Source organism: Pseudomonas sp. NFACC37-1, from assembly GCF_900101575.1.
GTDB classification, from domain to species: domain Bacteria; phylum Pseudomonadota; class Gammaproteobacteria; order Pseudomonadales; family Pseudomonadaceae; genus Aquipseudomonas; species Aquipseudomonas fluorescens_AA.
The window spans coordinates 1-19,341 of record NZ_FMUZ01000004.1 but is presented as its reverse complement, the minus strand read 5'-3'; the positions used below and the strand labels follow the sequence as shown (position 1 = coordinate 19,341).

Here is a 19,341-nt window from a genome sequence, read left to right as displayed (position 1 = left end):
TTATCCCCTCGCCACAGTCATCTTTCCAGCCCTCAGTGCTTAGCGAACCCCGGTCGAGCGCAGCGCCGCCGGCGTGTAGTCGGCTGCCCGGGCTTCGAAGCCGTACTCGTAGCTGTGTTTCTCTTCGTTCTTCATCCCCAGCGCGATGTAGCGGCCGGCGATGATGTCGTAGAGCGCCTCCAGGGTGTAGCCCGGGTTCTGATGGTCGTAGTAGAACTGGGCATGACCTTCGGCCACCCGCCACAGTTGACCGCGGCCGTCGTAGTGGTCCACCAGCGCCGCCTGCCAGCTGTCTTCGTCGAAGTACATGTGGCGTTTGGCGTAGATGTGCCGCTCGCTGGGCTTGACCGTCCCGACCACTTCCCAGACCCGGTGCAGTTCATAGCGGGTCAGGTCCTGGTTGATGTGGCCTGCCTTGATCACGTCGTCGTACTTGAGGCTGGGCGAGTCGAGCTTGTAGCTGTTGTACGGGATGTACATTTCCTTTTTGCCGACCAGCTTCCAGTCGTAGCGGTCCGGCGCGCCGGAAAACAGGTCGAAGTTGTCGGAGGTGCGCAACCCGTCGGCGGCGGTGCCCGGCCCATCGTAGGCCACTTGCGGGGCACGACGCACACGGCGCTGGCCGGCGTTGTAGATCCAGGCCAGGCGTGGTTCCTTCACCTGGTCGAGGGTTTCATGCACCAGCAGCACGTTACCGGCCAGGCGTGCCGGGGCGGTGACCTCCTGCTTGAAATAGGTCAGTACGTTACTGGCCTTTTCCGGGTCGGCATCCTTGATCAGGAAGGGCACGGCGATTTCTTCTTCGAAGCGGATCGGCGTGAAGCTGCCATTGGTCTGTGGCGTGGCCTGGGTAATGATGCGTCGCAGATTGCCGCCGTGATAACGGGTGATGTGGTTCCATATGACTTCCACGCCGTTCTTGGGGATCGGGAAGGCGTAGTAGCGGTTGCCGGTGAAGTTGGACAAGCCGTTACCGTCGTTGATGGACGTCACGTTGAGGGCGCTGCGCTTGGCCGACTCGTAGATTTCCGGCGGCAACGCGACGCTGCGATGGGTCGGGTAGACCGGGATCTTGTAGGTCTCCGGGTAGCGTTTGAACATCGCCACTTGCCCTTCGGAGAGTTTGTCCTTGTACTTGTCCACGGTCGCGGCAGTGATGGTGAACAGCGGTTTTTCATTGGCGAACGGGTCGGCCAAAAATCCCTTGCTGTCCACGGCCCCGGCGTTTTTCGCGATGCCACCGGTCCAGGCCGGGATCGAGCCATCGGCATTGCCGGCTTTTTCCGCGCCCAACGGCGTGAGGCTGGTGCCCAGTTTATTCGCTTCCTCCGGCGAAACCGCCGCCATCACGTTCGCCGCCAGCAGGCTCAAGGCCAGGGCACCGCATTGCAGGATCATCTTGCGCATTGGGTTTTCCTTGTCAGCCAGATCAGAAGTTCACACCGAAGCTCAGCGCGAGGAAATCGCGGTCTTCGAGAACGTTGTAATCGCCGCCAAAAAAGTCGGTGTAGCTCAAGCTGGCGGTGTAGGTGTTGCGGTAATCGGCATCGACACCAACGCTGATGGCCTTGGCACCTTCGTTGAACAGACCGTTGGGGCCATAGCCGGCCACGTCGTGGGACCAGGACACGTTGGGCTTGAAGTTCACCCCGCCGATCACGTTGGAGTAATCGAGGATCGCCCGGGCGCGATAGCCCCAGGACGTCGAGGTGACGAAACCATCGGTGTCGCCCTGGAAGCCGTATTGGCCATAGACCGAGTCACGGCCATAACGCAGCTTGTCCTTGGACTCCAGGCCACCGACATGCACCACCGCCGCTTCGCCGACCAGCGTCAGGCGATCAGCCCCCAGCACCTGATCGAAGAAGTGCGTCAGGGTGCTCTGTACCTGGGTCACTTCCTTGCGCCGGTAACCGGTGTTGTCGGCTCCCGGTGCGGTCGCGATGGGCGATGCCGCGCCACCGGCAATCGGATTGACCAGGGCCAGGGTCAGGTCGTTGGTATTGACCTGCACCGGCGCGTTGGGACGGTAGCTGATTTCCCCGGTCCAGGCGGTGCCGGTGGGCAACGTCGTGGAGAAACTGGCGCCGTAAAGGCGGATGTCTTCCGGGTATTCAAGGTAGTACCCACCACGGCCCAGCATCACGCTTTGCGCCAGACCCGCACCGCTGCCAGGGGCCAGGCCGTTGGCGATCGCGACCATTCCCGGCAACGCCGCCAGCGTCGAAAGCCCCGCCGTGGTGGTTCCGACGGTAGGCGTACGGCTGTGGTAGTTCATGAAGTACAGGCCGTACTCGGTATCGTCGCCAAGCCAGCGCAACGCCGTGCCCCACTGGCCGGAATCGCGGGCGTCGCGGTCGCCGCCACGGGGAATGATCACCCCTTCGCTGGACACCTGGATCCCCTGGCCGAATGCCTGGGTCAAGGGCACGAACGGCGCAATCGCCGGACTGCCCACGGTGTAGCCACTGGTGCAACCGTCGGCCACCACGTCGTTGCCGAAGAACGTGCCGCAGTTATCCACCACGGTCTGGTCCCACTCCAACTGGTAGAAACCTTCGATGGTGAGCTTGTCGGTCAGGCCCTGGGAGGCGAACAGCATGTTCACCGGGATCAGGCCTTCCTTGATCTCCGCACCGGGGCGACGGAACGCGGACACGTCCACCGGGTTGATGCTGTTGATGGAGTTGCCGATGAAGGTGCTTTCCCCCCAGCTGACCACCTGCTTGCCGGCGCGCACGGTGCCCGGCAAATCGGCGATGGAATAGTTGTGATAGACAAAGGCATCGAGAATCTGTGCCCCCGAGGACTTGGCGCCTTCCTTGCGATTGCTGTCGCTGATGTCCTTGAACTCGCGGCCCTCATCCTTGAGTTCAAAGTCGTACCAGTACTTGCCACGCACGAACACACCGGTATCGCCGTACTTGAGCTCGAGGTCGTGCAGGCCCTTGAAGATTTTGGAAAAGGTCTCGCCTTTCTTGAAATTCAGCCGTCCGTCATCACCGGTGGAGGATTGGCCCCGCCCGCCGTTGACCGTGCCGACCAGATCCTTGTCGGCATCGCGCATGCCCCAGCTCGCGCCCACGGACAGCGAGGAATCGAACTGACCCTCGATCTCGCCAATGTTGAATGAAACGGCCTGCGCCTGGGCACAGCAACCCAAGGCCACCGCGACGGCCAGCGCCTGCGGCTTGAAGATGGCGCGCATTGTTATTGTTGTCATGCGTCTTCCCCAGTGAGTGACAGAGGCTTCACCCTACTGCCGCACGCCATGGGCGATAAGCGCACCAAGGAGGTATTCGCGCTGTACCTCAAAAGGATTACAGCCCCTGCGGGACGGGCGTTTGCGCGCCCCATGGACGGACTGGATGATGGGCCATCAGCGCCACGCATATTCCTGCCCCGCCTGCGACTGTTACGCGCCCTGCAACGGTGCATGTCCGGATCCGGGCTGTTTCCCGTCGGGCTCGTTCCCTATGCTGGCCGGGCTTGCAGGGCAACGGGCCTGCAAGCGCAAGTCGCCATGGCTTTCCCTCCAGCCTGGCGCACCGTCATTCGGATGGATTGGTGTATCGGTCCATCATCCCGTGTTTATCGACGTTGGTTTGTAGCTCCTTTGCAACGTCACGCTTAGGCCGCTGCTTTTGGCAGCGGCCTTTTTTATGTGCGGTGATTTCCGAGTTAAAACTTCTTGTTTCCTACGTTGTTGTAGGAAAGGTTAATCTGCACGGCTTATGTGATCGAAATTGTAGTCCTTTGCCTCGCCTTGGATGCTGAGGGATAGATGATCAGAAACGGCTGAAAACAAGCGCTCATGAAGTACCAACCCCAGCAGCATTTGCTCCGCCACTTTCTATAGGTAAAAAGCAATATGCATCTCCTTTACCCTAGCGACCCATTTGATAAAAAACGTCCTGATGAGCAGTACGCTGAAGAGTACGAAGCGGTAATGACTGCGGGACTGAGGACTGTGCTGTTCTCTTTTGAAGATTTCGAAGCAGGCCTTTTCAAGACTTCTGCGCCCCTCACACCCGGAAAATCGATTTTGTACCGTGGGTGGATGCTGACACCCGATGCTTATGCCGCTTTGGTTAACCAACTGCGTGAAAAAGGCGTCACTGAAGTAACCAACGCCACACAATACCAACACTGTCATCACTTGCCACAGTGGTATCCGTTGTTGGCTGCCTGTACGAGCGAAACGGTGGTGCTGGACAGCGATGCAAACTTCGCTCAGGCACTCGAAGGCCTGCAATGGCCAGGCTATTTCATCAAGGACTATGTAAAGTCACTTAACACTGGTGGTGGCAGCCTGGTGGACAGTCCCGAAGACATAGCGCCGCTTGTTGAAGAGATGCGCCAATATCGGGGACAGATTGAAGGCGGTATCTGCGTCAGACGACGAGAGGAATACCTTGAAGAAACCGAGCGTCGTTATTTTGTACTCCACGGGCGGGCCTACGGCGTCACCGATGAGATTCCTGAGTTGGTGACCGAGTGCGCACGGTTGATCGACAGTCCTTTTTTTTCGGTCGACGTAGTACTCCGGTCAGACGGTGTTCTGCGGGTGGTCGAGCTCGGCGATGGGCAGGTATCAGACCGCAAGGAATGGCCCGCCGCGCGCTTTGCCTGGATGTTGAGCCGTACGGAATAGGTCTTTGCCCTATCGAGACCACCGCGAACCTGGCGGCCCGGGTGAACAAAGAATTGTCCATGAGCACGCTTGCCGCGCCTGGCGGCAAGCGGCACGAGCGGTGAGAGTTAGATAGCGTGGCGTTGCAGATTCGCCATCATTTCCTTCAACGCTTCAAGGTTGTCGTTCGGGTGTACCGCATGCTCGAAGTCGCAGATCTGCTGCCAATGGGCGGCGACGTCTTCGGGCGAAAAGCCTTTGCGCGGGTCGAAGCCCGCACCCAGGCTGCGCTCCCAGCGCACCTTGCCCATCCAGCCGCCGCCCACCTCGAACAAGCCGGAGGTTTCCTGGCAGGCCTCACTGGCCAAGTACACCACCAGCGGGCTGACGAGTTCGGGCTTGAGTTGTTCGAACACCTGCGGCGGGATCAGGCCTTCGGTCATGCGGGTGCCGCCAGTAGGAGCGATGGCATTGACCAGGATGTTGTTCTTGCGGCCTTCGATGGCCAGGGTTCGCGTCAGGCCATAAAGGCCGAGCTTGGCCATGCCGTAGTTGGATTGGCCGAAGTTGCCGTAGATGCCCGAGGTGGACGCGGTGAAGATCACCCGCCCGTAGTTTTGCTCACGCAGGTGCGGCCATGCGGCCCGGGTCACCTTGTAGGCACCCTCGACGTGGACGCGGTAGACCAGGTCCCAATCGGCGTCGTCCATTTTGTGGAATGTCTTGTCCCGCAGGATCCCGGCATTGTTGACCACCACGTCGACGCGACCGAACGCATCGAGCGCGTTTTGCACCAGCTTGTCGCCATCGGTGACCGAGTCGTGGTTGGCCTCGGCAATGCCGCCCGCCTCGCGGATTTCGGCGACCACCCGATCCGCTGCCGAGGCATTGGCCCCATCCCCTTGCGCCGAGCCGCCAAGATCGTTGACCAGCACTTTCGCGCCTTGCCTGGCGAACAGCAACGCATGGGCGCGCCCCAGGCCACCGCCGGCTCCCGTGACGATCACGACTTTATCTTCGAAGCGCACAGACTCACTCATGGCAGAACTCCAGCAGGCGGATAGGACAATGACCACGAGTGTCCGGCACCTGTCGGCCGGTCACAATCAACACGATTGGCAGTGAATGGTGGCCGATAAGGTGGGGGGATGATGCAGGCCCAAGCCACGGCGGAGCATTCGACTTTCCTGTTGGCAGGAGGACCGCTATCGCGAGCAAGCTCGCTCCCACAGGGATTTGCAGTGGAACGCAATCTTGTAAACGCCCGAAAACTGTGGGAGCGGGCTTGCTCGCGAAAGCGGTCTTCCAGTCAGAATGGATGTTGGCTGTGCTGGCGCCTTCGCGAGCAAGCCCGCTCCCACACAGGTTCGCTTCTCAATGCCAAGTCGTCAGGTACAGGCCATTTGTCTGTGCGGCGCGGCGATGGCTTCGCGAAACGCCAGGTAATGCTTGAGCACCTGCACCGATGCCTCGGTGTGCGGGTAATGACCGATGTCAGGCAGCAACACCGTGTCCGGGTTCGGGATCAGGGCCTCGTAGCGCGCCACCATGTGTTCACCGGAAATCGGATCGACGGCGCCGTCGATCACCCGCAACGGCACTTCGCCGCGCTGCATCGCCAGCACCCAGCGATCCCGCTGCACACGGCGCTCGGGAATATAGCCGATGAGTTTGTGCATGATCCGCGGACCGTGATGAGCCTCCACCAGGCTCCAGAAGTCATCCAGCTCGCTTTCGGTAGGGCCGGTCCTGGGGCCGAAAATCTGCCGAAAGTTGCAGGCCAGGCTTTCCCGGGAGAACATCCGCCCCAGCAGCCAGCCCAGGGGGCTCAACAAGAGTTTCTGGGCCCATACCGGGCGGTGGGTTTCGGGGAACAGGCCGCCATTGAGAAAGACACAACTCTCAAGATGGATGCGTGCTTCGTAATGCCGAGCGAGCAGTTCCTGGGCCACGCTGTCACCGTAATCGTGGGCCAGCACATGCACCGCCCCCTTCACATTCAGGTGCGCCAGCAAGGCCTGCTGCAGATCGGCTTGCTCCAGCAGGCTGTAGACATGATCCATCGGTTTGGCGGAATCGCCGAAACCGAGCATGTCGCACGCGATCACCCGGTAGCGTTGCGCCAAGGGTTGCCACAAGTAATGCCAATCCCAACTGGCGGTGGGAAAACCATGGATCAACAGCAGCGGCTCGCCCTGGCCCGCCACCCAATAACGGATGGCGTGGCCACGGAACAGGAAAGTCTGGCTGCGCTGGCGCCAGATACGCAGGGGAATCTGGGCCAGGGCCATCAGCTTCTGTACCCGGTGTCTTGTTGATCGAGCTTGCGCAGCAACGCCGGCCAGGCCAACGCGCCGCCCATGCCTTGGGCGCTTTTGGTCACTCCGGCGATCATCGCCCGGGCGCCGGCCAGAATCTGCGGTTCGATGGCAATCAATTCAGCCCCGCCGTTCTGGGCCAGGACCTGGATGTCACAGGCTCGTTGAAAGGTGAACATCATCAAGAAGGTATCGGCGATGGTCCCGCCGCATGTCAGCAGGCCATGGTTGTGCAGCATCAGGAAATTGCTTTCGCCCAGGTCGGCCTGCAGGCGTGCCTTTTCTTCGTGATTCAAGGCCACCCCTTCGTAAGCGTGATAGGCCAGGCTCGACAGCACGAACAGTGCTTGCTGGCTGATCGGCAACACGCCTTGCTTCTGCGCCGATACCGCCACTCCGGCGGCGGTGTGGGTGTGCAGCACACAAGCCACATCATGGCGCACCTCATGCACCGCGCTGTGGATGGTGTAGCCGGCCGGATTGATCTCGTAGGGGCTGTCCATCAACTTGTTGCCGCCCTGGTCAACCTTGACCAGGCTCGAAGCGGTGACTTCATGGAACATCAACCCGAACGGGTTGATCAAAAAGTCCTCGGTGCCGGGAACCTTCGTAGAAATATGGGTGAAGATCAGGTCATCCCAACCATGCAGCGCGACAAGCCGATAACAGGCGGCAAGGTCTACCCGGGTTTGCCATTCGGCCGCACTGACCTGTTCCTTGATACTGAGTGTCGTTTGGACGGGCGCTACGCTCACGGCTCTGACCTCTGGTTTCTTGTTATAGGAGTCTTGTCATCAAAACGTCGTACGCAAGAAAACTCAGTCTAGTCAGGTCTTTCGGAGGTGGTAGTTGCATTGGCAGCCAGCTTACTGGCCAAACGAGTCACCGCCTGCGCTTCAAGACCGCAACGTGTCGATCAACTCGGCCAGCCACGGCTCGGCGTCAGTTTCCGGCGTGACGCTTTCGCTGGCATCCAGACGCAGCATCGGCAGCAGCTCGCGAACGCCCAGTTCGGCGAACAATTCGCACATCTGCTCGCCGCCGGCGCAGAAGGTATCCCCATAGCTGGCGTCGCCCAGGCCAATCACTGCGCCAGGCAAGCCGCGAAAGAACCCTGGCAATTGGTCGCGGATGGTCGAATACAACGGCATCAGACTGTCTGGCAGCTCGCCCATGCCGGTCGTAGACGTCACCGCCAGCAAGGCTTCTGGCGCGAATGCCTGGACATCCGCCAGGGTCGCACGAGGATCGTGCCAGGCGTCGAAGCCCGCATCGCGCAGCAGTTTGGCGGCGTGCCGGGCGACTTCTTCGGCGGTGCCATACACTGAGCCGGAAAGAATGGCGACTTTCATCAATCTGATCCTGATCCTGAAAAAAGAGCCGGGATAGTACCAGTTGCACCCACAAGGCTGCGAATGGCTCTCAACGGCAGTAATGGGCAGTGGACAGCCTTTCGATTTCTTTTAAAATGCTGACTCAACAGGGATGTTCAAAAGGGATCTTTCAAATGATCAACGCTCAACTGATGCAATTGGTCATCAATGCTTCCAACGACGGGATTGTCATCGCTGAAAAAGAAGGCGAAGACAATATCCTGATCTATGTGAACCCGGCCTTCGAACGCTTGACCGGCTATCACCGCGACGAAATCCTTTACCAGGATTGCCGGTTCCTGCAGTCGGGTGATCGGGACCAACCATCCCTGGAGTCGATTCGCAAGGCCTTGCGAGAGGGCGGTGCCTGTCGAGAGGTGCTGCGCAACTACCGCAAGGACGGCACGCCGTTCTGGAATGATCTGTCATTGTCCACGGTAAAAAACCAGGCTGACGGGTATACCTATTTCGTCGGTGTGCAAAAAGACGTCACGACCCAGGTCAAGGCTCAACAACGCGTCGCCCAGCTGGAAAAGGAACTGGCCGAAGCCCGGGAAACGATTGCCCGGCTTGAGGCGACGAACGGTGCAAACAAAACCCCGAATTAACGGTCAGTCACTACAATCACCAGTGAAAATGTAAATTATCCTTTCGAGCCGACCATGCAGCGCGATGCCCTTCTGACGCAGGATGAACTGGATTTCATCCGGACCATGCAACACAACCCGCAGTTGAACGAGCGGGATGTCACGTCGAGCTTGCTGGTCAACGGTGGGTCGCAGATCCGTGATTTGTTGACGCGCCTGGCGGCGAATGAGCAGGTCACGCTGCAAGCCAATTTCGAAAACCAGCAAATGACGTTTCCGTTGCATCTGGTGGAAGACGAATTCCATGCCATGCACCTGCGCCTGGGGGTGCCCAGCATCTACGAAGACGGACCGAAGATACGCCCGTGGCGCCTGACGCTCGACGAGCCGGTGGCGCTGGAAAATATCAAGGGCCAGCCGGGACCGCTCTGGGTCCACGAAGTGTCCTGCAAAGGTGTATTGCTGGAAAACCGCAGCCGGACCAAGCCACCGAAGCAGTTTGCCTTGTGGTTCAGCCCCTCAGGCTACGAAAGAATTTCGTTGCGTGGTGCCTTCGAACGTGAAACCGATCGAGGTTTGCTGGCCTATCACCTGAACCAGAATGACCAGGACGAGACTGAGCGCCTGCGCCAGTACATCCTGCAGCAACATCGCCTGACCCATCCCTCCATGCATCTCTAGGTGTCGAGGTTGCCTGCCAGAAATTGACGCAGGCGCTGGCGCATCACTGTTCCTTCGTTACCCAGGCAACCGATCGACGAGCCAGCCAGGCTTTCCTGCGCCAGGTCGGATGCTTCACCGGCCAGCATCAACGGACAATCCAGGCTCATCGCCAATTTGCCCAAGCGCTTGGACAAATCCGGGACCGGCGCATGATTGGAAACCAGCACCAAGGCCAGCGGCTGGATCTTCTGGCACACCAAGGTCAGTTCGTTGAATGGCAGGCCGATCGACAGCGCCCTGACGCCCACGTCCGCGCTGGACAGGAACAGCGCCGCGACCAGCAACTCCAGCTCACGGCACTGGCCGGCCAGGGCACAGACCAGGACCCGCGGCGAATGACCTTCGCGCTTGAACAACAGCCGTTGGATGATGCGCGAACGCAGGAACCCGTCGAAAAACACCCATTCACTGATTTGCCCGAACTCTGGCTGGCGATATAGCATTTGTCGCCAAAGCGGCATCAGGATGTCCTGGAATACGACCGGCACGGTGTAGGTGGAAAAGACCTGGCCGTAGACGCGATCCAGCTCCACATCGTCAAAGTTGCCAACCGCGTCCGCTACCTGTTGCTGCCACCGGGCGTGATCAGCCTTGACCAGGTCGGATGAAAGCAGCGTGGAGACCGGTTGCACCGCCTCGGTCTTGGCCAGGATCTTGCCTACTTTACTGACTGCCACGCCGCGCTCGATCCATGCCAGGATGCTGCGAACCTTTTCGATATCGCTCAACGAGTACAGGCGATGCCCGCTTTCGGTGCGAGTCGGCTGGATCAAACCGTAGCGCCGCTCCCATGCGCGTAGGGTCACGGGGTTCACGCCGGTCATGCGGGCGACTTCGCGAATGGGAAACAGATCTTCCCTTTTCAAGGCTGATGCCTGGAAAACAAAGCTATCCTCTGTGATTACGCTCATTTTGGCAGACAATTCCGGCTGGCAATTGGATCCTATCTTCCTCCTCCAAGACACGTCATGACAAGGGCAAACGTATTCAGGTGTACGGTTTTGTTGTTTTACGCACAATCGGGAATAATCCTTGCCTGTTTTTTGACGACCAGACGCAACCACCACCCCGGGGGCGTCCCCCGCAAACCTCCTATCCGGAGCGCTGCGCCTGTCTTACGGAGATACATAATGTCGACCTCACCCGTCACGTTGATGGTGGCCCGCCGCGTCGCCAATGGACGCTATCAGGATCTGATAGCCTGGTTGCGCGAAGGCGAACAATTGGCCACCGATTTCCCGGGTTACCTGGGGTCCGGCGTGCTCGCGCCACCGCCCCAGGACGATGAATTCCAGATCATTTTCCGTTTTGCCGACGAGCAGACACTGCACGCCTGGGAACACTCCGCCTCGCGCACGGCCTGGCTGGGACGGGGCAGCGATCTGTTTGCCCATCCCTCCGAACATCGGGTGCGTGGTATCGAAGGCTGGTTCGGCGCGGTCGGCCAGCGTCCGCCACGCTGGAAACAGGCCGTGGCCATCTGGCTGGCGTTTTTCCCCGTGTCGCTGTTGTTCAATTTCCTGTTGGGACCACTGCTGGGCGAACTGGGCCTGTTGAGCCGCGTGCTCATCAGCACCGTCATCCTGACACCGTTGATGGTCTACCTGTTTATCCCGATGTCGACCCATCTGCTGGCGAACTGGCTCAACGGCGCGCCGCAGCAAGCGTTGCCGGCTACGCGCAATCATTGATGCCACCGGCCTCGACAGTCCTCCTGTGGGAGCGAGCTTGCTCGCGATAGCGGTGTGACAGTCGATGAGGATATTGAAGGTCAGTCCATCATCGCGAACAAGCTCGCTCCCACAGTGGGCAACTGGTCGCGACCGGATTGATCTTTGTACATAGGACGCGCCCCGTGTCGCTGTTATAGTTTTGCTCTTGCCGTGAACCGAGCCGTCCCATGTCCAGCGTCACCGCTCCGATCCTGATCACTGGTGCAGCCCAGCGCGTCGGCCTGCATTGCGCCCGGCGCTTGCTGGAGGACGGGCACCCGGTGATCGCGACCTATCGCACCGAACGCCCCGGCGTGCAAACGTTGCGGGACCTGGGGGCAGTGGTGCTGTTCGCCGACTTCTCCAGCGAAACGGGGATCCTGGCCTTTATCGAGCAACTCAAGCAACACACCGACCGGCTGCGGGCCATCGTGCACAACGCCTCGGCCTGGCTGGCCGAAGGCCCGGGCAGCGAAACGGCGGCCTTCAACGCCATGTTCGGCGTGCACATGCTTGCGCCTTACCTGATCAACCTGCATTGCGCCGAGTTGCTGCTGCGTTCAACGCCGGCGGATATCGTGCACATCAGCGATGACGTGACCCGCAAGGGCAGCGCCCGACATATCGCCTATTGCGCAACCAAGGCCGGCCTGGAAAGCCTGACCCTGTCGTTCGCGGCCAAGTTCGCCCCGGCGATCAAGGTCAACGGCATCGCCCCGGCCCTGCTACTGTTCAACCCCGAAGACGACGCGGCTTACCGCGCCAAGGCCCTGGCCAAGTCCGCACTGGGTATAGAACCCGGCAGCGAAGTGATCTACCAGAGCCTGCGTTATCTGCTGGACAACCCTTATGTCACCGGCACGACCCTGACCGTCAACGGCGGGCGGCACGTCAAATAGCCTTGTTTCGAGGATGCACCATGACGCTATCCCTGCCCCAGAACTACCGCGAGATCCTCATCGGCCTGGGGGAAAACCCCGAGCGCGAAGGTTTGCTCGACACTCCGGTGCGTGCCGCCAAGGCCATGCAGTACCTTTGCCACGGCTATGAACAAAGCGTCGAGCAGATCGTCAACGGCGCGCTGTTCGCCTCTGACAACGATGAAATGGTGATCGTCGCCGACATCGAACTCTATTCCCTGTGCGAACATCACCTCTTGCCCTTCATCGGCAAGGCCCATGTGGCTTATATTCCTACCGGCAAGGTCCTGGGGCTGTCGAAGGTCGCCCGGTTGGTCGACATGTTCGCCCGCCGCCTGCAGATCCAGGAGAACCTGACCCGGCAAATCGCCGACGCGGTGCAGCAGGTCACCCAGGCCGCTGGCGTGGCGGTGGTGATCGAGGCCCAGCACATGTGCATGATGATGCGCGGTGTCGAAAAACAGAACTCGACCATGAACACCTCGGTGATGCTCGGCGCCTTTCGCGATTCCAGCACCACGCGCCAGGAGTTCCTGCAATTGATTCGACGGAGCAAGTAAATGCCACAACTTCAGCCAGCCATGGCACGCATCAAGGTCAAGGACCTGCGCCTGCGCACCTTCATCGGCATCAACGAGGATGAAATCCTCAACAAGCAGGATGTGTTGATCAACCTGACCATCCTCTATGCCGCGCAAGAGGCGGTGCGCGACAACGACATCGATCACGCGCTGAATTACCGCACCATCACCAAGGCGATCATTGCCCACGTGGAAGGCAACCGCTTCGCCCTGCTCGAACGCCTGACCCAGGAATTGCTCGACCTGGTCATGGCCAACGAGTCGGTGCTGTACGCCGAAGTCGAAGTCGACAAGCCCCACGCCTTGCGATTCGCCGAATCAGTGTCGATCACACTCGCAGCAAGCCGGGCTACTTCGTAGCAGCTGCAAGCCTCAGGCTGTAAGCTTCAAGCCTGACCACCGCAAATCCACTCTTGCAGCTTGAAGCTTGCCCCTTGAAGCTGCCTCGCAGAGACCTCCATGAACGACCAACAACGCCTCGAACTCGAAGCCGCCGCTTTCCGTCGGCTGGTTGCCCACCTGGACAGCCGCAAGGATGTGCAGAACATCGATCTGATGAACCTCGCCGGCTTCTGCCGCAACTGCCTGTCCAAGTGGTACAAGGCCGCCGCCGATGAGCGCCAGGTCGAGGTCAGCCTCGACGACGCCCGCGAAGTGGTCTACGGCATGCCGTACGCCGAATGGAAAGCCCAATACCAGAAAGAAGCCAGCGCCGAACAACAGGCGGCGTTCGCCAAAGGAAAACCCGATGCCTGATCTCAATACCCTGCGCACCAGCCTCCAGAGCGGCGAACATGTCTTCGCCGACACCCTGGCTTTTATCACTGCCGCCTACGACTACCAACCCCAAGCCTTCAACAACGGTGGCGTGCAAAACGCCGCCGGGCAGAACGAAGGCTCGTGCAAGACCCTGGGCCTGGCCCTGCTCGAAGGCTTGAGCGATGAAGAAGCGCTGCTGGCTTTCGGCGAACATTACCGTTCGGTACTGGCCACACCCGAAGGCAGTGATCATGGCAATATCCGCGCGCTGATGGTTCATGGCCTGGCAGGCGTGAAGTTCGACGAGCAGCCGCTGCAACGGCGCTGATCGGTCCTGCCTGCGTGGTGAGGCCCGCTTTTGTGGCGAGGGGATTTATCCCCGCTGGGCTGCGCAGCAGCCCTGAGACCTGCCGCCTCGGTGTGTCAGACTGATTGGGTAACTGCTTTGGGGCTGCTGCGCAGCCCGACGGGGATAAATCCCCTCGCCACAAGGGCTGAGCTCATCCTGGCTGACCAATACTTTCCAACATCCCGACTTTTAAGATTGACCCGGCAACTTTATTTCGTTTGCCGGCCCCCTCTGCTCGCGGCTTAGATAACGGAAATTTCTCCTTCGTCCGGGCCGTCATCCATGAGCAGCGAAACCATCAGCCAATCGATCTCCATCGTGCATCCCGTCCGCCTCAGCCACGGCAGGAACGCCGAGGTCTGGGACACCGATGGCAAACGCTACATCGACTTTGTCGGAGGCATTGGTGTGCTGAACCTCGGCCATTGTCATCCGCGCATTGTCGAGGCGATCCGCGAACAGGCTACGCGGCTGACTCACTACGCATTCAACGCCGCCCCTCACGCCCCCTACATTGAATTGATGGAACGCCTGGCTGCGTTTGTCCCGGTGGATTACCCAGTCAGCGGCATGCTCACCAACAGCGGCGCCGAGGCGGCGGAGAACGCCTTGAAGATCGTGCGGGGCGCCACGGGCCGTACCGCCGTGATCGCATTTGACGGTGCCTTTCATGGCCGCACCCTGGCGACCCTCAACCTCAACGGCAAGGTCGCGCCTTACAAACAGAAAGTCGGCGTCCTGCCCGGGCCGGTGTATCACCTGCCGTACCCCAGCCGGGATAACGGCGTCACCTGTGAAGAAGCCTTGAAGGCCATGGAGCGGCTGTTCAGCGTCGAGATCGATGTGAATGACGTGGCCTGTTTCATTGTCGAACCGGTGCAGGGCGAAGCCGGCTTCCTGGCGATGGACGTGCCTTTCGCCCAGGCCCTGCGGCAGTTCTGTGATGACAAGGGCATTGTGCTGATCATCGATGAGATCCAGTCCGGCTTCGGCCGCACCGGCCAGCGCTTTGCCTTCTCCCGATTGGGCATCGAACCGGACCTGATCCTGTTGGGCAAAAGCATTGCCGGCGGCGTGCCCCTCGGTGCGGTGGTGGGACGCAAGGCGCTGCTGGACAACCTGCCCAAGGGTGGCCTGGGCGGCACCTACTCGGGTAACCCCATCGCCTGCGCCGCCGCACTGGCGACCCTGGACGAAATGACCGACGCCAACCTGCACGCCTGGGGCGTGCAACAGGAAGAGGCGATCGTCAGCCGCTACGAATCCTGGCGCAGCCGCGGGCTAAGCCCTTACCTGGGCCGCCTGACTGGCGTCGGCGCCATGCGCGGCATCGAGCTGAGCCAGGCCGACGGCACCCCGGCTTCGGCGCAATTGACGCAACTGCTGGCCCTGGCACGGGAATCGGGCCTGCTGCTGATGCCCAGTGGCAAGTCGCGACACATCGTGCGGTTGCTGGCGCCATTGACGACCGAGCCGGCAGTGCTGGCAGAGGGGCTGGATATTCTGGAGGCATGCCTGGCGAAGCTGTCCTGAAATGCAGTGCTTCTGAGGACACAAAAACCCTGTGGGAGCGGGCTTGCTCGCGAATGCGGTATGTCAGTCAACACTGTGCCGGCTGATCCACCGCATTCGCGAGCAAGCCCGCTCCCACAGGGTTTGCATGGAACCTAAGTAGAAAAAAACCGGCCGAAGCCGGTTTTTTATGCCCAATGGATCAGAACGAAGCGTTCTGCAGGCCATCCAGGTAACGCTCGGTATCCAGGGCTGCCATGCAACCGGCACCGGCCGAGGTAATCGCCTGGCGGTAGACGTGGTCGGCCACGTCGCCGGCCGCGAAGATACCTTCGACGCTGGTGGCGGTGGCGTTGCCGTCGCGGCCGCCCTTGACCACCAGGTAGCCGTCCTTGAGCTCCAACTGGCCTTCGAACAGCGAGGTGTTCGGCGTGTGGCCGATGGCGATGAAGACGCCGTCGACCTTGATCTCGTCAAAGCTGCCGTCGTTGTTCTTCAGGCGGGCACCGGTCACGCCCATGTTGTCGCCCAGCACTTCGTCCAGGGTCGCGTTGAGCTTGAGGATGATCTTGCCTTCGGCGACGCGGGCGTTGAGCTTGTCGATCAGGATCTTCTCGGCGCGGAAGGTTTCGCGACGGTGGATCAGGGTGACCGTGCTGGCGATGTTGGCCAGGTACAGCGCTTCCTCGACCGCGGTGTTGCCGCCACCGACCACCGCCACTGGCTTGTTGCGGTAGAAGAAACCGTCACAGGTGGCGCAAGCCGACACACCTTTGCCCATGAAGGCCTCTTCCGACGGCAGGCCCAGGTAACGCGCGCTGGCACCGGTGGCGATGATCAGGGCATCGCAGGTGTAGGTCGCGCTGTCGCCGGTCAGGGTGTACGGCTTGGCGGCGAAGTCCACGGCATTGATGTGGTCGAAAACGATCTCGGTCTCGAAGCGCTCGGCGTGTTCCTTCATGCGCTCCATCAAGGCCGGGCCGGTCAGGCCATGGACATCGCCCGGCCAGTTGTCGACTTCGGTGGTGGTGGTCAATTGACCGCCGGCCTGCATGCCGGTGATCAGCAACGGCTTGAGGTTGGCACGGGCCGCATAGACCGCAGCGCTGTAACCGGCAGGGCCGGAACCAAGGATAATCACTCGCGAATGACGCACTTCAGACATGACCTGCTCCTGTTGACCGGACCTCGCGGACCGGAACGCCGGGTGAGCGGCGTGAATAAAAAAGGACCGTTGACGCACTTGGGGAAGGCTTGGGTTCGACAGTCCTGGGAAAGAATGGGTGCAGCGTATCGAGGGAGCGAAGATTAAGGAAATACGGTTTAACAATCCAGCTCATAGGTGAGCTCTATCCGCAGCGGCCCCTTCAATAGGCGCATTCGCTGCCATAAAGGTTGTTACGCGCCATGTCGCCGCTTTCCCGCGCTGGGTAAAGCCGGTAAGGTCGGCGCGTTCACCTTCGCTCGGAGTCACCTATGCCCGCCCCCGTCCTGTCCGGCCCGCAATATTTGCGAGAAGGCCTCAAGCTGGTCCTGAGCCCGGGCCTGCGCCTGTTCGTACTCTTGCCCCTGGCGATCAACCTGGTGCTGTTCGTCGGATTGATCTACCTGGCCGGCCATCAGTTCAGCCTGTGGGTCGATACGCTGATGCCGTCGCTGCCAGAGTGGCTGAGTTTCCTCAGCTATGTGCTCTGGCCACTGTTCGTGGTGCTCGTCGTGCTGATGGTGTTCTTTACCTTCACCATGCTCGCCAACATCATCGCCGCGCCGTTCAATGGCTTTCTCGCGGAAAAAGTCGAAGTGGTCATCCGTGGCACCGACGACTTCCCGGCCTTCAGCTGGGCCGAATTGATTGCCATGATCCCCCGGACCCTCGGTCGGGAAGCGCGCAAACTCGGCTATTTCCTGCCCCGCGCCCTGGGGTTGTTCGTGCTGTCGTTCATCCCCGTGGTCAATCTGGTGGCGGCACCGCTGTGGCTGCTGTTCGGCGTATGGATGATGGCGATCCAGTACATCGACTACCCGGCGGACAACCACAAGCTGGGCTGGAACGAAATGCTCGCCTGGCTGCGGGAAAAACGCTGGCAGAGCCTGGGTTTTGGCGGCAGCGTGTACCTGGTGCTGCTGATCCCGGTGGTGAACATCCTGATGATGCCAGCGGCAGTGGCCGGGGCGACCTTGTTCTGGGTGCGCGAGCAAGGCGCCGAGACCGCCCTGGCCCGTCAGGGCTGAGCCGTCACAAATCCATCATCCTGGCGTCACAATGACGAAATGGCCCCGGTCGACACTGGGGTCATGACCACACCCCTGCACATTACCCTGATCACCGAAACCTTCCCGCCGGAAATCAATGGCGTGGCCAATACCTTGGGTCGCCTGTACGACGGCTTGCGCGCTCGCGGGCATCAGGTCGAGTTGATACGGCCTCGCCAGGCCGACGACTTACGCCAAGCCGGTGACGAGCAGTTGCTGCTGTGCCGGGGCTGGCCGCTGCCGGGCTATCCGGGCTTGCAGTGGGGCCAGGCGTCGATGCACAAGCTGCTCAGGCGCTGGAAACGTCATCGTCCGGACGTGCTCTACATCGCCACGGAAGGGCCGCTGGGTTTGTCGGCGCTGCGGGCTGCACGGCGCCTGGGCATCTCGGTGGTCAGTGGTTTCCACACCAATTTCCAGCAATACACCCAACAGTACGGCCTCGGGCTGTTAAGTCGCGTGCTCACCCATTACCTGCGCTGGTTTCACAACCGCTCCAGCCTGACCCTGGTGCCCAGTCTCAGCCAGCGCCTGGAACTGGAACGACGGCATTTCGAGCGCGTGGCGTTGTTGTCCCGTGGCGTGGACAGCCAACTGTTCCATCCGGTCAAGCGCTCGCCAAGCCTGCGCGAAGCGTGGGGCCTGGGCGACGACGACATCGCCGTACTCCATGTCGGACGCCTGGCACCGGAAAAAAACCTGGGGCTGCTCAAGCGCAGTTTCGAGACGCTGTGCAGCGCTTTTGCGGGGCGACGGATGAAGCTGGTGATAGTCGGCGACGGCCCGCAACGATCCGAGCTGGAGCAGGCATTGCCCGAGGCGATCTTTTGCGGCTCGCAACGCGGCGAGGCGCTGGCCAGCCACTATGCGTCCGGGGATGTGTTTGTCTTTCCGAGCCTGACCGAAACCTTCGGCAACGTGGTGTTGGAGGCGCTGGCGTCCGGGCTGGGTGTGGTGGCCTACGATCAGGCCGCGGCTGCGCAACACATTCGCCACGGCTATAACGGCGTGCTGGCGATGCCGGGGGATGAAGAGGCGTTCTGCGATGCCGCCCGTTGGCTGCTGGAGGAGCGCGAGACCTTGCGTTGCGTGCGGCTCAATGCGCGCCAGCATGCCAGTCGCCAGGGTTGGGCGGCGGTGATCGAGCAATTTGAAGCGCAACTGCGAGGGGTTTGCGTGGGTGAGCAGGTGATGCCTGTTGCGCCGACTGTGCGCTGAGTCTTCGGCGATATTGAGATCGCCATCGCGAGCAAGCTCGCTCCCACATCTATGGTCCTCTCAGTTTCTGCAATACTGAATTTGGATGCGTGATTGGCTTGCCGCAATCTATTCGGCGTCGAAAAGATAAATTCGCGCCGCGATGAAAATCGCGCCTGACAGTCCTGATTAGGGTAGATCGGCTTTAGAGCCGTGTGGGAGCCCAGGTTTTCTGTCAGGTCGGTAGGCCGTTTACGTCATCTGTTATCCAGCATCGCAAAACCAGGTGGGTGGTGCTCGGTAACGCAGGGTCAAGCGTTCTGTGCGCTTGGCCCTGCCTCATATATTCCATGGGTATGCGCTAAGGCCCAGGCTATGCGCGCCAGTTTGTTCGCCAACGCGCACACCACAACATTGCGATGGT

General features: G+C 60.6%; 20 protein-coding genes and 1 pseudogene. 12 read left to right on the top strand and 9 right to left on the bottom strand.

Annotation, left to right across the window (positions count from 1 at the left end):
- Positions 1 to 39: 39 nt before the first annotated feature.
- Positions 40 to 1,407 carry a DUF1329 domain-containing protein gene (locus BLP82_RS06320; protein WP_092166115.1) on the bottom strand — a complete coding sequence of 456 codons (1,368 nt, stop codon included), beginning with the start codon at positions 1,405 to 1,407 and terminating at the stop codon, positions 40 to 42.
- Positions 1,408 to 1,429: 22 nt separating this feature from the next.
- Positions 1,430 to 3,223, bottom strand: coding sequence for a DUF1302 domain-containing protein (locus tag BLP82_RS06315; RefSeq protein WP_092166114.1), 1,794 nt, complete (start codon positions 3,221 to 3,223; stop codon positions 1,430 to 1,432).
- 648 nt (positions 3,224 to 3,871) lie between these two features.
- Here BLP82_RS06315 and BLP82_RS06310 point away from each other — a divergent pair.
- Entirely contained in the window at positions 3,872 to 4,654 is a 783-nt protein-coding gene (locus tag BLP82_RS06310) for an ATP-grasp domain-containing protein (RefSeq protein WP_092166113.1), read from the top strand.
- 107 nt (positions 4,655 to 4,761) lie between these two features.
- Here the strand turns inward: BLP82_RS06310 and BLP82_RS06305 are convergent, their stop codons facing one another.
- From BLP82_RS06305 to BLP82_RS06290, 4 genes are all read right to left on the bottom strand, one after another.
- Complete coding sequence (locus tag BLP82_RS06305; protein WP_092166112.1) at positions 4,762 to 5,673, bottom strand: SDR family oxidoreductase; 912 nt, start codon at positions 5,671 to 5,673, stop codon at positions 4,762 to 4,764.
- Positions 5,674 to 6,021: 348 nt separating this feature from the next.
- Entirely contained in the window at positions 6,022 to 6,924 is a 903-nt protein-coding gene (locus BLP82_RS06300; RefSeq protein WP_092166111.1) for an alpha/beta fold hydrolase, read from the bottom strand.
- Positions 6,924 to 7,706 (bottom strand): class II aldolase/adducin family protein, encoded by a 783-nt coding sequence (locus tag BLP82_RS06295; protein ID WP_092166110.1) that lies wholly within the window; start codon positions 7,704 to 7,706, stop codon positions 6,924 to 6,926. Before BLP82_RS06295 ends, BLP82_RS06300 begins: the two co-directional genes overlap by 1 nt.
- A gap of 141 nt (positions 7,707 to 7,847) precedes the next feature.
- On the bottom strand, positions 7,848 to 8,303 hold the full coding sequence (locus BLP82_RS06290; RefSeq protein WP_060740696.1) for a flavodoxin: 456 nt from the start codon (positions 8,301 to 8,303) through the stop codon (positions 7,848 to 7,850).
- A 155-nt stretch (positions 8,304 to 8,458) separates the two neighbouring features.
- Here BLP82_RS06290 and BLP82_RS06285 point away from each other — a divergent pair, with 155 nt between their 5' ends.
- Complete coding sequence (locus BLP82_RS06285; RefSeq protein ID WP_092166109.1) at positions 8,459 to 8,932, top strand: PAS domain-containing protein; 474 nt, start codon at positions 8,459 to 8,461, stop codon at positions 8,930 to 8,932.
- A 54-nt stretch (positions 8,933 to 8,986) separates the two neighbouring features.
- Positions 8,987 to 9,592, top strand: coding sequence for a hypothetical protein (locus BLP82_RS06280; RefSeq protein ID WP_060740694.1), 606 nt, complete (start codon positions 8,987 to 8,989; stop codon positions 9,590 to 9,592).
- On the opposite strand, the gene BLP82_RS06275 is transcribed toward BLP82_RS06280, so the two are convergent.
- Positions 9,589 to 10,545, bottom strand: a complete 957-nt coding sequence (locus BLP82_RS06275) for a MerR family transcriptional regulator (RefSeq protein WP_092166108.1) — start codon at positions 10,543 to 10,545, stop codon at positions 9,589 to 9,591. The genes BLP82_RS06280 and BLP82_RS06275 overlap by 4 nt on opposite strands.
- 219 nt (positions 10,546 to 10,764) lie before the next feature.
- On the opposite strand from BLP82_RS06275, the gene BLP82_RS06270 reads away from it, so the two are divergent.
- The 7 genes from BLP82_RS06270 (at position 10,765) to BLP82_RS06240 (ending at position 15,488) form a co-directional block, all read left to right on the top strand.
- Complete coding sequence (locus BLP82_RS06270; RefSeq protein ID WP_092166107.1) at positions 10,765 to 11,325, top strand: antibiotic biosynthesis monooxygenase; 561 nt, start codon at positions 10,765 to 10,767, stop codon at positions 11,323 to 11,325.
- A gap of 209 nt (positions 11,326 to 11,534) precedes the next feature.
- Positions 11,535 to 12,245 carry a dihydromonapterin reductase gene (gene folM / locus BLP82_RS06265; RefSeq protein ID WP_092166106.1) on the top strand — a complete coding sequence of 237 codons (711 nt, stop codon included), beginning with the start codon at positions 11,535 to 11,537 and terminating at the stop codon, positions 12,243 to 12,245.
- A gap of 20 nt (positions 12,246 to 12,265) precedes the next feature.
- A complete protein-coding gene (folE, locus tag BLP82_RS06260; RefSeq protein WP_060740690.1) occupies positions 12,266 to 12,826 on the top strand; it encodes a GTP cyclohydrolase I FolE in 561 nt (186 codons plus the stop codon).
- A complete protein-coding gene (gene folX / locus BLP82_RS06255) occupies positions 12,827 to 13,207 on the top strand; it encodes a dihydroneopterin triphosphate 2'-epimerase (RefSeq protein ID WP_025211888.1) in 381 nt (126 codons plus the stop codon).
- Positions 13,208 to 13,306: 99 nt separating this feature from the next.
- The gene (locus BLP82_RS06250) at positions 13,307 to 13,603 is read left to right on the top strand and encodes a DUF1244 domain-containing protein (RefSeq protein WP_003205454.1); all 297 of its coding nucleotides are present in this window, start codon (positions 13,307 to 13,309) and stop codon (positions 13,601 to 13,603) included.
- Positions 13,596 to 13,934 (top strand): HopJ type III effector protein, encoded by a 339-nt coding sequence (locus BLP82_RS06245; protein ID WP_092166097.1) that lies wholly within the window; start codon positions 13,596 to 13,598, stop codon positions 13,932 to 13,934. The genes BLP82_RS06250 and BLP82_RS06245 overlap by 8 nt, the downstream gene beginning before the upstream one ends.
- Before the next feature lie 303 nt (positions 13,935 to 14,237).
- Positions 14,238 to 15,488: a 2-aminoadipate transaminase gene (locus BLP82_RS06240; RefSeq protein ID WP_092166095.1), complete on the top strand. Its 1,251-nt coding sequence runs from the start codon at positions 14,238 to 14,240 to the stop codon at positions 15,486 to 15,488.
- A 181-nt stretch (positions 15,489 to 15,669) separates the two neighbouring features.
- Here the strand turns inward: BLP82_RS06240 and trxB are convergent, their stop codons facing one another.
- Entirely contained in the window at positions 15,670 to 16,632 is a 963-nt protein-coding gene (gene trxB, locus BLP82_RS06235) for a thioredoxin-disulfide reductase (protein WP_003205459.1), read from the bottom strand.
- 311 nt (positions 16,633 to 16,943) lie between these two features.
- On the opposite strand from trxB, the gene cysZ reads away from it, so the two are divergent.
- Positions 16,944 to 17,699: a sulfate transporter CysZ gene (cysZ, locus tag BLP82_RS06230; RefSeq protein ID WP_053125122.1), complete on the top strand. Its 756-nt coding sequence runs from the start codon at positions 16,944 to 16,946 to the stop codon at positions 17,697 to 17,699.
- A 39-nt stretch (positions 17,700 to 17,738) separates the two neighbouring features.
- On the top strand, positions 17,739 to 18,938 hold the full coding sequence (locus tag BLP82_RS06225) for a glycosyltransferase family 4 protein (RefSeq protein WP_092166093.1): 1,200 nt from the start codon (positions 17,739 to 17,741) through the stop codon (positions 18,936 to 18,938).
- 290 nt (positions 18,939 to 19,228) lie between these two features.
- Here the strand turns inward: BLP82_RS06225 and BLP82_RS31545 are convergent.
- A pseudogene (locus BLP82_RS31545) lies at positions 19,229 to 19,341 on the bottom strand (IS110 family transposase); the annotation flags it as partial.

Coding starts and splice junctions, on each gene's coding strand:
- BLP82_RS06240 (WP_092166095.1), top strand. CDS start 14,238: ATGAGCAGCGAAACCATCAGCCAATCGATCTCCATCGTGCATCCCGTC.
- BLP82_RS06245 (WP_092166097.1), top strand. CDS start 13,596: ATGCCTGATCTCAATACCCTGCGCACCAGCCTCCAGAGCGGCGAACAT.
- BLP82_RS06300 (WP_092166111.1), bottom strand. CDS start 6,924: ATGGCCCTGGCCCAGATTCCCCTGCGTATCTGGCGCCAGCGCAGCCAG.
- BLP82_RS06225 (WP_092166093.1), top strand. CDS start 17,739: ATGGCCCCGGTCGACACTGGGGTCATGACCACACCCCTGCACATTACC.
- BLP82_RS06315 (WP_092166114.1), bottom strand. CDS start 3,223: ATGACAACAATAACAATGCGCGCCATCTTCAAGCCGCAGGCGCTGGCC.
- BLP82_RS06320 (WP_092166115.1), bottom strand. CDS start 1,407: ATGCGCAAGATGATCCTGCAATGCGGTGCCCTGGCCTTGAGCCTGCTG.
- folM (WP_092166106.1), top strand. CDS start 11,535: ATGTCCAGCGTCACCGCTCCGATCCTGATCACTGGTGCAGCCCAGCGC.
- BLP82_RS06275 (WP_092166108.1), bottom strand. CDS start 10,545: ATGAGCGTAATCACAGAGGATAGCTTTGTTTTCCAGGCATCAGCCTTG.
- BLP82_RS06310 (WP_092166113.1), top strand. CDS start 3,872: ATGCATCTCCTTTACCCTAGCGACCCATTTGATAAAAAACGTCCTGAT.
- BLP82_RS06250 (WP_003205454.1), top strand. CDS start 13,307: ATGAACGACCAACAACGCCTCGAACTCGAAGCCGCCGCTTTCCGTCGG.
- BLP82_RS06305 (WP_092166112.1), bottom strand. CDS start 5,673: ATGAGTGAGTCTGTGCGCTTCGAAGATAAAGTCGTGATCGTCACGGGA.
- BLP82_RS06290 (WP_060740696.1), bottom strand. CDS start 8,303: ATGAAAGTCGCCATTCTTTCCGGCTCAGTGTATGGCACCGCCGAAGAA.
- cysZ (WP_053125122.1), top strand. CDS start 16,944: ATGCCCGCCCCCGTCCTGTCCGGCCCGCAATATTTGCGAGAAGGCCTC.
- trxB (WP_003205459.1), bottom strand. CDS start 16,632: ATGTCTGAAGTGCGTCATTCGCGAGTGATTATCCTTGGTTCCGGCCCT.
- folX (WP_025211888.1), top strand. CDS start 12,827: ATGCCACAACTTCAGCCAGCCATGGCACGCATCAAGGTCAAGGACCTG.
- BLP82_RS06270 (WP_092166107.1), top strand. CDS start 10,765: ATGTCGACCTCACCCGTCACGTTGATGGTGGCCCGCCGCGTCGCCAAT.
- folE (WP_060740690.1), top strand. CDS start 12,266: ATGACGCTATCCCTGCCCCAGAACTACCGCGAGATCCTCATCGGCCTG.
- BLP82_RS06285 (WP_092166109.1), top strand. CDS start 8,459: ATGATCAACGCTCAACTGATGCAATTGGTCATCAATGCTTCCAACGAC.
- BLP82_RS06280 (WP_060740694.1), top strand. CDS start 8,987: ATGCAGCGCGATGCCCTTCTGACGCAGGATGAACTGGATTTCATCCGG.